At 52.5% G+C, this 12,965-nt stretch carries 19 protein-coding genes; 18 read left to right on the top strand and 1 reads right to left on the bottom strand.

Translation table 11 applies throughout. The features are described 5' to 3' along the window. Nucleotides 1-158 precede the first annotated feature (158 nt). The 15 genes from KCX82_RS22280 (at nt 159) to KCX82_RS22215 (ending at nt 10,908) form a co-directional block, all read left to right on the top strand. On the top strand, nt 159-389 hold the full coding sequence (locus KCX82_RS22280) for a DUF6133 family protein (RefSeq protein ID WP_013623314.1): 231 nt from the start codon (nt 159-161) through the stop codon (nt 387-389). Then, nucleotides 379-831, top strand: coding sequence for a prepilin peptidase (locus tag KCX82_RS22275; protein WP_013623313.1), 453 nt, complete (start codon nt 379-381; stop codon nt 829-831). The genes KCX82_RS22280 and KCX82_RS22275 overlap by 11 nt, the downstream gene beginning before the upstream one ends. Then, nucleotides 828-962, top strand: a complete 135-nt coding sequence (locus KCX82_RS23100; RefSeq protein WP_013623312.1) for a hypothetical protein — start codon at nt 828-830, stop codon at nt 960-962. The genes KCX82_RS22275 and KCX82_RS23100 overlap by 4 nt, the downstream gene beginning before the upstream one ends. A 28-nt stretch (nt 963-990) precedes the next feature. Next, nucleotides 991-1,815: a Flp pilus assembly protein CpaB gene (gene cpaB / locus KCX82_RS22270; RefSeq protein WP_013623311.1), complete on the top strand. Its 825-nt coding sequence runs from the start codon at nt 991-993 to the stop codon at nt 1,813-1,815. After that, on the top strand, nt 1,815-2,630 hold the full coding sequence (locus KCX82_RS22265; RefSeq protein WP_013623310.1) for a P-loop NTPase family protein: 816 nt from the start codon (nt 1,815-1,817) through the stop codon (nt 2,628-2,630). The genes cpaB and KCX82_RS22265 overlap by 1 nt, the downstream gene beginning before the upstream one ends. Next, nucleotides 2,624-4,156, top strand: coding sequence for a type II/IV secretion system ATPase subunit (locus KCX82_RS22260; RefSeq protein ID WP_013623309.1), 1,533 nt, complete (start codon nt 2,624-2,626; stop codon nt 4,154-4,156). The genes KCX82_RS22265 and KCX82_RS22260 overlap by 7 nt, the downstream gene beginning before the upstream one ends. Then, a complete protein-coding gene (locus KCX82_RS22255; protein WP_227020639.1) occupies nt 4,153-5,082 on the top strand; it encodes a type II secretion system F family protein in 930 nt (309 codons plus the stop codon). The genes KCX82_RS22260 and KCX82_RS22255 overlap by 4 nt, the downstream gene beginning before the upstream one ends. A gap of 10 nt (nt 5,083-5,092) precedes the next feature. Continuing rightward, nucleotides 5,093-5,965 carry a hypothetical protein gene (locus KCX82_RS22250; RefSeq protein ID WP_013623307.1) on the top strand — a complete coding sequence of 291 codons (873 nt, stop codon included), beginning with the start codon at nt 5,093-5,095 and terminating at the stop codon, nt 5,963-5,965. A gap of 12 nt (nt 5,966-5,977) precedes the next feature. Beyond that, on the top strand, nt 5,978-6,634 hold the full coding sequence (locus KCX82_RS22245; protein ID WP_013623306.1) for a hypothetical protein: 657 nt from the start codon (nt 5,978-5,980) through the stop codon (nt 6,632-6,634). Further along, complete coding sequence (locus KCX82_RS22240) at nt 6,628-7,023, top strand: DUF4320 family protein (RefSeq protein WP_013623305.1); 396 nt, start codon at nt 6,628-6,630, stop codon at nt 7,021-7,023. The genes KCX82_RS22245 and KCX82_RS22240 overlap by 7 nt, the downstream gene beginning before the upstream one ends. Further along, nucleotides 7,020-7,568, top strand: coding sequence for a hypothetical protein (locus KCX82_RS22235; RefSeq protein ID WP_013623304.1), 549 nt, complete (start codon nt 7,020-7,022; stop codon nt 7,566-7,568). The genes KCX82_RS22240 and KCX82_RS22235 overlap by 4 nt, the downstream gene beginning before the upstream one ends. 108 nt (nt 7,569-7,676) lie before the next feature. After that, nucleotides 7,677-8,249, top strand: coding sequence for a DUF6550 family protein (locus KCX82_RS22230; protein WP_013623303.1), 573 nt, complete (start codon nt 7,677-7,679; stop codon nt 8,247-8,249). A 66-nt stretch (nt 8,250-8,315) separates the two neighbouring features. Continuing rightward, nucleotides 8,316-10,016, top strand: coding sequence for a DUF8193 domain-containing protein (locus tag KCX82_RS22225; RefSeq protein WP_013623302.1), 1,701 nt, complete (start codon nt 8,316-8,318; stop codon nt 10,014-10,016). A gap of 13 nt (nt 10,017-10,029) precedes the next feature. Next, a complete protein-coding gene (locus tag KCX82_RS22220; RefSeq protein ID WP_330615988.1) occupies nt 10,030-10,389 on the top strand; it encodes a hypothetical protein in 360 nt (119 codons plus the stop codon). Nucleotides 10,390-10,569: 180 nt separating this feature from the next. Then, nucleotides 10,570-10,908 carry a DUF3852 domain-containing protein gene (locus tag KCX82_RS22215; protein ID WP_013623301.1) on the top strand — a complete coding sequence of 113 codons (339 nt, stop codon included), beginning with the start codon at nt 10,570-10,572 and terminating at the stop codon, nt 10,906-10,908. 91 nt (nt 10,909-10,999) lie between these two features. Here KCX82_RS22215 and KCX82_RS22210 read toward each other — a convergent pair whose 3' ends face one another. Beyond that, complete coding sequence (locus KCX82_RS22210) at nt 11,000-11,167, bottom strand: hypothetical protein (protein WP_167875176.1); 168 nt, start codon at nt 11,165-11,167, stop codon at nt 11,000-11,002. A gap of 197 nt (nt 11,168-11,364) precedes the next feature. On the opposite strand from KCX82_RS22210, the gene KCX82_RS22205 reads away from it, so the two are divergent. Genes KCX82_RS22205 through KCX82_RS22195 form a run of 3 tightly spaced genes read left to right on the top strand, consistent with a single transcriptional unit; the run spans nt 11,365 to nt 12,942 of the window. Further along, nucleotides 11,365-12,270: a conjugal transfer protein TrbL family protein gene (locus tag KCX82_RS22205; protein ID WP_013623299.1), complete on the top strand. Its 906-nt coding sequence runs from the start codon at nt 11,365-11,367 to the stop codon at nt 12,268-12,270. 19 nt (nt 12,271-12,289) lie between these two features. Then, the gene (locus KCX82_RS22200; protein ID WP_013623298.1) at nt 12,290-12,673 is read left to right on the top strand and encodes a DUF7768 domain-containing protein; all 384 of its coding nucleotides are present in this window, start codon (nt 12,290-12,292) and stop codon (nt 12,671-12,673) included. Next, nucleotides 12,673-12,942, top strand: coding sequence for a DNA cytosine methyltransferase (locus tag KCX82_RS22195; protein ID WP_465250701.1), 270 nt, complete (start codon nt 12,673-12,675; stop codon nt 12,940-12,942). The genes KCX82_RS22200 and KCX82_RS22195 overlap by 1 nt, the downstream gene beginning before the upstream one ends. Nucleotides 12,943-12,965: the final 23 nt, after the last annotated feature.

The following is a 12,965-nucleotide window of genomic DNA, read 5'->3' as shown; positions in this document are numbered from 1 at the left end:
ATTGGAGAGCCGTATACATTGAAAGGTGTACGTACGGTTCGGAGGGGGGCAGACAAAAACCTGCCATAGAAATATGGCGTGGCGTTGGCTGCCTACCCTACAACAAGAGCAACATCACGTATTCCGTAACCTATCATTTCGAGTAAGGAGGAAAATCTATGAAATCTCTCATTTGCAAGCTGAAGAACAAGTCTGCCACAGCCGTAGTCAGAACCCGAAACACCCTTTCCGGAAACCGCGGGGAGGGCTACATTGATACGGCCATTAAAATCCTGCTGGCGGTTGTCATCGGCGCTCTGCTTCTGGCAGGGCTTTATGCCCTGTTTGGGGAAACGGTACTGCCGACCTTGACACAGAGAATCAAGGAAATGTTCAACTATGGAGGCTAATGGCATCGCACAGGCGGCGCTTTTTTCTTCTCTGCTTCTGGCGGCTTCTGTGTGGGACCTCCGCAAACGGATCATCCCGGACAGCATCTGCCTCCTGATTGCACTGGCGGGGCTGATTGATTTCAGCCCCGCCAATTTCTTGGGAGTGCTTGCGGCGCTGCCGCTACTCATTGCCGCCCTATACAAACCGGACAGCATTGGCGGCGGGGATATCAAGCTCACTGCCACCGCGGGCATTGTTTTGGGATTTTGGGGATGCACGGCCGGGTTGACACTCGGTCTGATGGCATCCCTCTTTTTTTATTTCTGGGCCCAAGCCATCAGAAGGCTCCGCAAACTGGAGCCTCAGAAAGCGGCGCAGGCATCCCTGCCGATGGCGCCGTTTTTGTCCCTCGGCTTTCTTGCCATAACCATTCTAAATATCGGAGGAGTTATCTCATGAAAAGAATCCATATCAGCAGAAAAAAGACCATTCTCATCGCCGGTATCGCCGCCGTTTCGCTGGCTGCCGCCCTTATTCCGGGGGCTGTGAAAGCAGCGAAATACCGCAAATACAGCTCCGTCAGCTTCTAAATCACAATGAAATAAAGGAGGAAATCCTATGAGTCTTTTTAAGAATCGCACTGTTGTCGGTGTAATCTGCATCCTTTTGTCCCTGCTTATCTGCTTCGGCGTAACGCCGCTGTTCAACAAGTCCGTCAGCCAGAAAACCGAGATCGTCCGCGTGGTTAAGGAAATCAAAGCAGGCGATGAGATCACAAAGGATACGGTCCAGACCGTGGAGGTAGGTGGCTTCGGTCTGCCCGACAACGTCATCCGCCAGAGCGAAATGGTCATCGGCAAGTATGCCAAATCCGACCTCTCCATCGGTGATTATATCTTGAACACCAAGCTGTCCGACACCCCCGCTGCGGAGAATGCCTATCTTTACAATTTGGACGGCACCAAGCAGGCCATGTCGGTGACCATCAAGAGCTTTGCAAACGGTCTGTCCGGCAAGCTCCAGAGCGGCGATATAGTGTCGGTCATTGCCGCCGACCACAAAAAACAGGGCTCCACCGTCATCCCCGCCGAGCTGAAATATGTGGAGGTCATCAGCGTGACTGCCTCCTCCGGCTATGACGCCAACACCGGTGAGGCCAAATCCGAGAAGGATGAGCGTGAGCTGCCCTCCACCGTAACCCTGCTGGTATCTCCCGAACAGAGCAAAGTGTTGGCGGAGCTGGAGGCTGACGGCAAGCTCCACCTCGCCCTCGTTTACCGTGGCACGCCTGCCAACACCGCAAAGTTTACAGAGGCGCAGGACAAAGTCATTGCCGCTCTGTATCCTGTGGAGGTGCCACAGGACAGCTCATCTGAACCCAAGTCTCAGGAATCGGAGGAAAGCACTGCATCCGAAACACCCGCGGAAAGCGAGGTGCAGTGATGCTGAATTTCAAGAAAAAGAGCATCTTCACCCGCCAGTCCGCCAGGGAAGATGCCCCACCGGAGCAGGAGCCTCAGAGCGGCATTCTTGCCGTTTGGGGCTCTCCCGGCAGCGGAAAGACGGTCACCGCCGTGAAGATTGCAAAGCATCTTGCGGACCGGAAGAAAAACGTGGTACTTCTGCTCTGTGATATGACCGCACCCATGCTGCCCTGTGTCTGCCCTCCCTCCGATCTGGAGAGTGAGCATTCGCTGGGCAGTATCCTTGCCGCTACCCATGTGACCGAAGCCCTCATCAAGCACAATCTGGTGACCCTCAAGAAAAACAGCCACCTGACCATCCTCGGCATGAAAAAGGGTGAGAACGAGTACACCTATCCGCCCTATGAGCAGCTACAGGCACAGGAGCTGATGGACGGACTACGGGAAATCGCCCCATTCGTTGTGGTGGACTGCGGCAGCTATATCGCCAACGACATTCTCTCCGCCGTGGCGCTCATGGAGGCAGACAGCGTCCTGCGCCTTGCCAATGCAGACCTCAAGTCTGTGAGTTATCTCTCCAGCCAGCTCCCTCTGCTTCGGGATTCCAAATGGGATGCTGATAAACAATACAAGGTTGCCAGCAACGTAAAGCCCCAGCAGGCCAGGGAGCAGATCGGTCAGGCGCTGGGTTCGGTAGCCTTTACCATCATCCATTCTCAGGAGCTGGAGGAACAGTACCTTGCAGGAAATCTGCTGGCTGATTTGTCCCTAAAAGACAGCCGCTTGTTCCGCAGGGAGATTGAAAAAATTGCAAAGGAGGTGTTCGGATGTTAGGGAAAAAGAGAAATACCCCGGCATTTGCCAAGGGAAAAAATAAGGCACAGGCCGAACAGGAGCAGAAAAAACAGACACAAAACCAACCATCCACACCCCCGGCGACGGCTCCCGCTTTGAGCAACACCATGGATCAGGAGTCTACGGTGAACCGCACTGTGGATTTTTCAGGGGTAAACCGCACCCATACGCTGTTCTTCACACCTGAAGCAGAGGGTAAGGATTTCTCATCAGTCCTTGCCGATGTGCAGGAGTACATCTCCGAACATTACAGCACCCTCATCACTGCGGGCGGCGAGGATGCCAAGGCACAGCTCAAACGCTACATCACAAAGTACGTTCAGGACCGTCGCGTATCGGTAAACGGCATGAGCGGCGGCAAGCTGGCGGATGCTCTCTACACCGAAATGGCGGAGTTCGGATTTCTGACGAAATATATCTTCGGCACCGGAATCGAGGAAATCGACATCAACTCGTGGCGGGACATTGAAGTGCAATATTCGGACGGCCGCACGGTCAAGCTGGAGGAACGCTTTGAGAGCCCCCAGCACGCTGTCAATGTAATCCGCAGGATGCTCCACATCAGCGGCATGGTCTTGGACAACGCCAGCCCCATCGTGCTGGGGCATCTTTCTAAAAACATCCGAATTGCCGTTCTCAAAAGTCCCATCGTGGATGAAGATGTGGGCGTCGCCGCCTCCATCCGTATCGTCAACCCGCAGAGCATGAAGAAAGACGATTTTGTCAAAAGCGGTACGGCGACCGACCCCATGCTGGACTTTTTATCCCTCTGTATCCGCTACGGCATATCGGTCTGCGTGGCGGGCGCCACCAGCTCCGGCAAAACCACCGTGGCGGGCTGGGTGCTGACAACCGTCCCCGACAATAAGAGAATCTATACCATTGAAAACGGTTCCCGTGAGCTGGCATTGGTTCGGGAAAAGGACGGTAAGGTGATCAATTCGGTCATCCATACCCTGACCCGCGACAGCGACAATGACCGCCAGCGCATCGATCAAACCAACCTCCTGGACTATGCGCTCCGTTTTAATCCGGATATTATCGTAGTGGGCGAAATGAGAGGCGCCGAGGCCAATGCCGCCCAGGAAGCCGCCCGAACCGGAGTTGCGGTGCTGACCACCATCCACTCCAATTCCTGCGAGGCTACCTATCGCCGCATGGTGTCCCTGTGCAAACGTGCGGTGGATATGTCCGACCAGACCCTTATGGACTATGTCACCGAAGCCTACCCCATTGTGGTGTTCTGCAAGCAGCTTGAAAATAAGCAGCGCCGCATGATGGAGATTCAGGAGTGCGAGATCCTCCCGGACGGCACAAGAAACTACCGTCCATTGTTCCAGTATATCATTACCGAAAACCGCATGGAGGACGGCAAATTCATCATCGAGGGACACCACGAACAGATCAATGCCATCTCGGAGAGCCTTGCCAAGCGGCTGCTGGAAAATGGTATGCCCCAGGCGGTCATCGAGAGCTTGCGGGGAAAGGAGGCGCAAAGCGCATGACAACGGTACTCTTAATCGCCTGCATCGGAATGATAGCAGGCTCTTTTATTTTACTCGGCCTTACTCCGATAGAGTTCACCACGGCAGTGTTCGGAAAGCTCACCGACAGGCCCAAGTCTCTCCGCGACGAAGTGGGTGAATTCACCCGCAGGAAAAAGCAGTCCTATCTGCGCCGGGAAATTGCCGAGGTGCAGTCTATTCTCAAGGTAACAGGCAGGACGGCACGCTTTCCCATGCTCTGTGCCCTGTCTCTGCTGTGCTTTGCCGTGGGCGCATCCATCGCCATCATGCTCTCGAACTTTTTCCTTGTTCCTGTGTTGGCGGTAGGCTGTATGTTCCTGCCTTTCTGGTGGGTAAAGCTCACAGCCAGCCACTTCAAGCGGGATATTGCGGCGGAGCTGGAAACAGCGCTCAGTATCATCACCACAGCCTACCTCAGAAACGAGGACATCCTGACGGCAGTAGACGAAAATCTGCCGTATCTTAACCCTCCCGTGCTATCGGTTTTCAAAGGGTTTGTGTCCCGTGTCAGGTTGGTTGACCCCGATGTGACGGCAGCGCTCCATGACCTGAAAGACCGCATCGACAACGCTGTATATGTCGAATGGTGTGATGCCCTCATTGCCTGCCAGCACGACCGCAGCCTCAAGACCACCTTGACCCCTATCGTCAGCAAGCTGTCCGATATGCGGGTGGTTAACGGTGAGCTGGAAAACATGGTGTTTGAGCCGAGAAAGGAATTCATCATCATGCAGGTTCTCGTCGTCGGCAATATCCCGCTCATGTATTTTTTGAACAAGGATTGGTACCACACGCTGATGCACACACCGCTGGGGCAGATTATTCTGACCATTTGCGCCGCCGTGATTTTCGTTTCTACGGCGTTTGTCATCAAGCTCACGCAGCCCATCGAATATCGAAGATAGGAGGACGCTCATGACAATCTACATCTTTTTATTTGGAGTCCTCCTGTCGGCAGGGCTCTTTTTCATTACCGCCGATCTGCTGCGGCTGCCCACTCTCGCCACCCAAAAGGCGATGCTGTCGGCGGGTAAGCAGGCCAAGGCAAAACCCAAAGCCACCGATGCACTGCTGCGAAACGCCGCCGTCCAGCTTTCCCGCTACCTCCGCATGGATGAGTACAAGAAAAGCAGAATGGAAAATGTGCTGTCGGCGGCAGGACTTTCCGACTCGCCGGAGCTGTTCACGGCAATGGCAATCGTCAAGGCAATGAGTATTGCGCTTTGCATCATTCCCTGCCTTATCGTCCTCCCGCTGCTGACACCCATTGTACTGTTTGCTGCCGTGCTGGTCTATTTCAAAGAGATACGCAAGGCGGACGAGGCTCTGGCAGCTAAACGAGGCAAAATCGAACAGGAACTGCCCCGCTTCGTTGCAACCATCACCCAGGAGCTGAAAGCCAGCCGGGATGTGCTGTCCATGCTGGAGAATTTCAAGAGAAATGCGGGAGAAGATTTTTCCGCAGAGCTTGATATCCTCACTGCAGATATGCGCTCCTCCAGCTACGAGGCGGCACTGACGAGGTTCGAGTCAAGGTTCAATTCGCCCATGCTCTCGGATATCACGCGAGGGCTGATTGGCGTACTTCGCGGAGATGACGGCGGGATGTATTTTCAGATGCTGGCACACGACATGAAGCAACTGGAACTCCAGCGGCTTAAAGCGCAGGCCATGAAGATTCCGCCCAAAATCCGAGTATTTTCCTTTGCCATGCTGATGTGCTTTCTCATGACCTACATGGCGATTATTGTCTATGAAATCATCACATCCCTCGGCGGGATGTTTTAAGGAGGTGTGCAAATGCAGCGAGAACAGATGATAGATGCATTTCGGGAAAAACTCGACCGCAACTGGAACGATTACCTCCGTGAACTGGACGGACTTTCCAAAGGTGTTCTCATCGGAAAAAGCGATGAGATTACTGCCGCCCGCTTTGTCTATAACGAGCTGTACGGTGGTGGGTACCCGGAGGACTATATGGAATACCTCCTGTGTTTTGAAAACCCGCTGGAGGTCGCAAGGGATCAGTGGATATCGGAGCAATCGGTGGATTTCAGTGAAGAACTCAATCATGCGCTCTGGAGTCTGATGGACAAGGGTACAGCAGAACAGGATTATGCTCTTGACCCGGAATATACGCCGGGTCCCGCAACAGACAAAAAAAACACTGTGCGGGAATTCATTGAACACCATCCCTGTGCCAATCTCGACATGTTGACTCCCGGTGGTAGTGTGTATCTGACTCCGGAAAAAGCACAGCTTCTGCTGTCCGGGCAGAGCATAATGGGGCATCCTGGCAGTCCTGAGTATGGGAGGGAAATCACCGCGGAGGAACTGCTTAATCAAGAAGTCCGTAGGGCCAGTTTCAGCAAGGGTACATGGCGCATATTAAGCGATTACATCCGGGAGCCGGAACAGGAGCAGGCCCCCTTTGAACAGGGGGTGACCATGTGCTGAAAATACTGAAAAGCAAAGCCGGAGAAGGCTACATTGATGTGGCGGTGCTGGTGCTGTGTGCCATGCTGGTTATCGCCCTTGCGGTGAAGGTGTTCCCGGTGTATATCCAAAAACAGCAGATTGACACCTTTGCCGTGGAACTCATTCGGGAGGCGGAAATCTCCGGTCAGATCGGCAGCGAAACCGGCCGCCGTGAACAATTCCTGCGGGAAAAGACCGGACTGACCCCCACCGTGACATGGTCCAAGACCGGCAGGATTCAGCTTAATGAAGAAGTCACGGTGACGGTCACCTACAAGACCAACATCGGGCTTTTTGCCGGGTTTGGCTCGTTCCCCATTACGCTGAGAGCAGATGCAGCGGGAAAAAGCGAGGTCTACTGGAAATGACGGAAAAAATCAAGCAAATCCTACAAGGGAAAAGCGGCTCAGGCTTCCCGCTCATCATTGCCATCGCCTTGTCGCTGGTGATTATCTTTACCGGCATTTCAGAATATTTCCGGCTTGTAATCGTAGCGCAGGGCGTGCGGGATGCGGTGCAGACCGCTGTTATCTCCACCGTCAACGACAACTACGACGATGTGTACCACGGCGTGCGGGAGGGTTATTCGGGAGCCTACCAGCCCATTGCCGAGGATTTTGAGGAAAGCATTGATTACGGCGATATCTATGACAGGCTGGATGGTGTACTCGGTCTTTCCTACAGCGGCGGCTATCATGAAAAACGCACTCCGGACGGCAAGTTGGAATTTAAGGTGTGGAATCTGGAGGTGGATATCCGAAACGCTCCCTTTGCATCGGGCGACCAAGCCTCCTCCCGCTTTGAAGCTGACAGCACCATCATGCTGGAGGTTCCCGTGTCTTTTGGCGGAAAACTGCTGCCCCCCATGACGATCAAAGTCAAGACCAGCGCCGGATACACACCGAGGTTTTAACCCTGCGGAGAAGTTTTCTTGGAATAATGATAGACTTTTTGAAAAGTTCGTGGTAGGGTGTGACTTAACAGGAACCTATCAAAATTTAACAAATAGGAGGACACTCTTATGAAAAATATGAATGCCAAAACGAAGAAATGGCTGGCCGTAACCGGATGCCTCGCCCTCTGTGCGGTGCTTGTGGTACTGATCGGACAGCAATTCATAACCCCAAAGCCGGTGGATACCCCACCCTCGCCCCAAAGCTCCGAGGTGAGCAATGTGACGGTGGACACCAGGGTGCCGGATAGCACAGAGAAAGAAAAAGAGAGCACCGTAGCCCCGCCTGATACCACCCAACCGACAAACATCGACAACGGTGCAGTTTCCAGCGGCACGGAACAGACCATCCAAAGCGATGCAACCAAGCCGGAATATACTGAGGAACAGCTCAAAGACCCCACGCAGAAACCTGACGGCGAAAAGGTCACGGAGCCTCCCAAGCCCGTCGACCATGATAAGGTGGAAAAGCCCAAGGATACCCCAAAAAACGACAATCAGCCGCAGGGCGGCGAAACCAAGGACGGCAAGATTTATGTGCCGGGTTTCGGGTGGATTGACGATAACGGCGGTGGCGGTCAAGGCACAACTGTAGACGGTGACGGCGATATCAATAAACAAGTCGGCAATATGGGGGAATAACAGAATACTTTCACAAGGCACGGTTGAAACAGACCGTGCCTTTACTTTTGCAAAAAGGAGGCCGCAATGAAGAAATTATTCAAGAGCATAGCCAGTCTTATGCTGGTGCTTTGCCTATTCTGCCCCCTAACCGCATTTGCTGATACCGGCGGCAGCGGAAATATCGATGGCGGCGGTGGAGGCATGGGCAGCGGAACCAGCACCAACACATGGAGCGGCGGTAACGAGGGTGTGCGTATTACTGTGGTTCGGGCAAGTGATCACGCAACGGTCACCACGCCGGTAGATTTTACAAATAAGAAACCGGACAATATTCGTGTTCATTTTGGAAAGGTAAGCAAACTGTCCTATAGCTCCGGTCAGCAATTAAGCCCTACCACAAGTGTGTACCATTATATCAATCCAGCTCAAACCATACCCCGCATTATCAGTACCAACGGAAGCAACAATATTGCCGCCATCAAGAAGTATTTCTGCTCGGAATATGTCATCAAACGCATTGCAGATGTAACAGGCATGAATTACGATGTTCTCATCGGCGGTGAGTATAAAATCCTCTTGGAGCCCATTGCCTACTACAAATTTGAGGGAGTTATGATTGCCACCACCGCTACCGAAGCCGCCCTGTATGATGAACAGGTTAGCGGTCTGCTCCGCAGAAGAATGGTGTCTCTTACCCACAAGAATCTGCCCCTCGCCATGTTTTTGGAGGTAGGCGACCTCGGCTATCCCGCATGGGGAGGCAGCAAAAGCAGCGCCGCATCCAATGCGGATATCAAGTCCAGCCTTGGACTTGGCATTGTCCGTTTTACGGAGAAACCAGAGGAACCTCAGATTGACGCCTACGATTATGAGTACCGGGTAAACACCAATGTCATCACGGCGGTGAGGATCAGCGGAGGTCAGTCCGATCCCGACAGGCCCACCCGCATCAGCTTTAATATCGGTGGGCAAACCTACAGTGTGGGCAATGTCTACTACCCCGAAGGCGATAGCCAGCTTGCGTGGGTAAAATGGAAAACCCCCGATACTGAGCAGAACATGACAATTCAGGTGACGGTATCCGGTCCCGGCAGTACGGCGAAAATGACCCTCAACGTCAAAATCCTTGACCTTGATAAGAACCCTCCGCCCAATCCCGTAGCCGATGACCGCAACGATAGCTTCCGTGCTTCTGCCATACCAAGCAGAGCGGTAAAAAGCTCGGCAAGCTGGAGTGTCTGGCGGCCGTGGTGGCAGGAATATTGGGTGTGGCACAGTGATTATGACGATGAAGGAAACGATAACGGATATTGGTGCGATCACGGATGGTGGGAGTTTGACCTGAACCGTTACAGTGCCAGCCTGACCGCCGCCATGAGCATCAAATGCGACAGCATGAATCCGACTGCCAGCGGAAGAACGATGAAATCGGGATATGGCATCAACCAGACCGTCACCGGAAGTATCAGCTCCAACCAAAGCTCGGCGGTTACCCAGCCGCAGAATGCGGTCAGCTATTTTCCCGAATTTGCCTATGAAACCTATTGGCGGCTCTTGGAGCGCATGGGATCGGGGCGATTTGAGCTTCAGCAAAACCCTTACTCCACCTACAAAAACCGCACCCATTTCAGCCCGATCTGGATGCCGGACGGAGCATATACCGTTAACACATGGCTCATTGATGGGTGGACTCCGGATGGAATGCTGTCGGCCAACCTTACAGACAGCCTGACCATAAGGGGCAACTTGTGGCAGGACTGGCACGTCGCTCCTAAGAAGCCATAGCAGGGAGGATACAATGGCATATGAACGAATTGAGGCGCCAAAAGGCAGCCTGTACCACTACACGCAAAAGGACCGGCTGGATGCAATATTGCAGGATGGGCGCATCCGGCGATTTGGAGATCGTGAGTGCTGGTTCTGCACTTCTCTCGCAGACACCCTGCAGCTTATGGAAATGACCGTCATGAAGGAAGGACATCCCTATGTTGATACACGGGGATTTTTACAGAGATACCCCGCTTTTGTACCAGAGGGTTACATCATCCTAAAGCTGGAGCAACGGCATCAAAATGGGGAATGGGTAAGATGGAATCAGGAGATGCCACCCGGCGTCCTCCCGAAATACTTGCGGAGGCTGAAGAATTCAGCTTGTTGAAGAAAGGCTTCCGCGGTGACCTGAAATTTTATCAGAACCCCCAGGTAATTGAAGTGTCCTCGCTCCTGGAAGAACAGGCTCAGGGCATGGATATGACAATGAAACTATAAATACAGAAAAAGAACAAGGCTGCAGGAGCAATTCTGCGGCCTTTTCTTAACTTTTAGAAAGGTGGTTTTTATGAAAAGGTATAAGAAAATTGCTCTTATGCTTATCCTCGTCCTCATGGTAACCATGTTCTTCAGCACAACCGCTTTTGCGGCAAATGGCGATGTTGCGGGAGCTATTGAGGGCACATGGAATGACGCCTCCGGGCAGATTAAGACGGTGGTCAACAAGGTGGTGTTTCCCGCAATCGACCTCATTCTGGCGGTGTTTTTCTTTGCAAAATTAGGGATGGCGTACTTTGATTATCGAAAGCATGGTCAGTTTGAGTGGGCGGCTCCGGCGATTTTGTTCGCCTGTTTGGTGTTCACCCTTACGGCTCCGACTTACATCTGGACGATTTTGGGGATGTAGTAAGGTGTTCCGATTATGCATGATGGTGTTTACATCAGAAAAGTAAGGAGAGCAGCTCGTGCCACTCTCCTTACTTTACAAAATGATTCCGCTATTCTTTTTCGCCCTCAGGCCCGGATTCTTTTCTAATCTCAAGTACGATGCCATCATCGCCAGAGATAAAAAGCTCCTCCGTTTTTTGCTGTGCGCGCTGAAGCAACGATATCGCGTCCGTCACATCATTGAACAGCGAATCGTACATTTTTTTGTAATCTGCCATGCAATTGACCTCCTAAGATTATTTCGGCGGCCACCGTTGTGTGGTATTGAAACTCTGAAAGAGCTGATTGTCAAGTTGTTTTTGAGCTTTACTCAAATAAAAATCATTGCTCGAAATTTATTAACCGAGATGAATGAACACACCGTGTGCCTTGCTACGGTGTGATTTTTTATGTCTCGAAGGAGGTGAACTTCCAAATGTTTATATGGGATTTTGTCCTCGGAACCGTGATGGATCAGATCATCGAATGGCTCTACGGACAAGTGGTTGGCTTTCTTGCTGACTTTTTTGCACAAATGGGAAATATGGGCGTGGAGCTGTTCTCTATGGAATGGGTACAGTCCATCGTCCTGTTTTTCTCTTATCTGGCTTGGGCGCTGTACGGGACCGGGCTTGTGGTGTCGGTGTTTGAAACCGGAATCGAGTACCAGCACGGCCGGGGCAGCATAAAAGACGCCGCCTTAAACGCCATCAAAGGCTTTATGGCGGTGTCCCTTTTTACCATCTTACCGGTGGAGCTGTTCAAGCTCTCGGTCAATCTCCAGAGCAGCCTCACGGCAGGAATCACCGGCTACGGAAGCAGCTTCGGTGACCTTGCGGGGAACATCATAGCAGAGCTTGGCAGCTCGTCAGACCTGGGCGGTGCTATGGGCTCCGGTATCTTTGGAGGGCTGTCGGGCATCACAAACCCCATCATGATGCTTTTCCTGATTATCATGATGGGATACTCGGTCATTAAAGTTTTTTTTGCCAATTTAAAACGTGGGGGCATTTTGCTGATCCAGATTGCTGTAGGCAGCCTGTATATGTTTTCCGTTCCTCGCGGTTACATTGACGGATTTACACAGTGGTGCAAGCAGATCATCGGTCTGTGCCTCACCACATTTTTGCAGGCAACCATCCTTGCCGCAGGGCTTATGGTCCTGAGAACCCACGCCCTGCTGGGGCTTGGGCTGATGCTTTCCGCAGGGGAAGTGCCAAGAATCGCTGGAGCTTTTGGGCTGGACACCAGCACAAAGGCTAATGTGATGAGTGCCGTGTACACGGCGCAGGCCGCTGTGAACACCACCCGAACTGTGGTGCAGGCGGTTGCACCGAAATAACGCAGAAAGGAAAAAGGCCATGAAATTGATTTATATGGCGTCCCCCTACGCCGGGGACATCGAAAAGAATACCGAGTTTGCCAAGAAAGCGTGCCATCATGTAATGAACGAGGGGTACGCTTTTTTTGCGCCCCATTTGCTATACCCCACCATTCTGGACGAACATCAGCCGGAACAGCGTCAGCTTGGGCTTGACATGGGAATCGCCATGTTGTCCCGTTGTGATGAGTTATGGTGCTACGGCGACCATATCTCACTCGGAATGCACCTTGAAATCGAGGAAGCGGGCAGACTCGGAATCCCGGTACGCCGGGTAATGGAACAGGAAAACGGCTTTGCCATAGGCAGAGTAAAAAACAATGTACCGGCCGAGGCTCCCGAACAGGCTATGAGGATGGTCTGATGATGACGATGGGGAGCCTCTTCGATGGGATCGGAGGCTTCCCGCTTGTTGCTGTCCACAATGGAATCACCCCCTTATGGGCAAGTGAAATCGAAGCCTTTCCCATTGAAGTGACAAAAATCCGATTTCCTGAAATGCTCCATGTCGGAGATATCACAAAACTTGACGGAGCGGCATTGCCTCTTGTGGATGTGATCTGCGGGGGCAGCCCATGCCAGGATAATACCGAAGAAATAATTATCCCGAAGTCAGACGAGAAAGCCGCTTAATAGGCCGCTTCTTCATGAAAACT

This window comes from Sinanaerobacter chloroacetimidivorans (genome assembly GCF_018128545.1).
GTDB classification, from domain to species: Bacteria; Bacillota; Clostridia; order Peptostreptococcales; family Anaerovoracaceae; genus Sinanaerobacter; species Sinanaerobacter chloroacetimidivorans.
The sequence above is the reverse complement of the archived record's forward strand: the minus strand, read 5'-3'. Positions and strand labels throughout refer to the sequence as shown.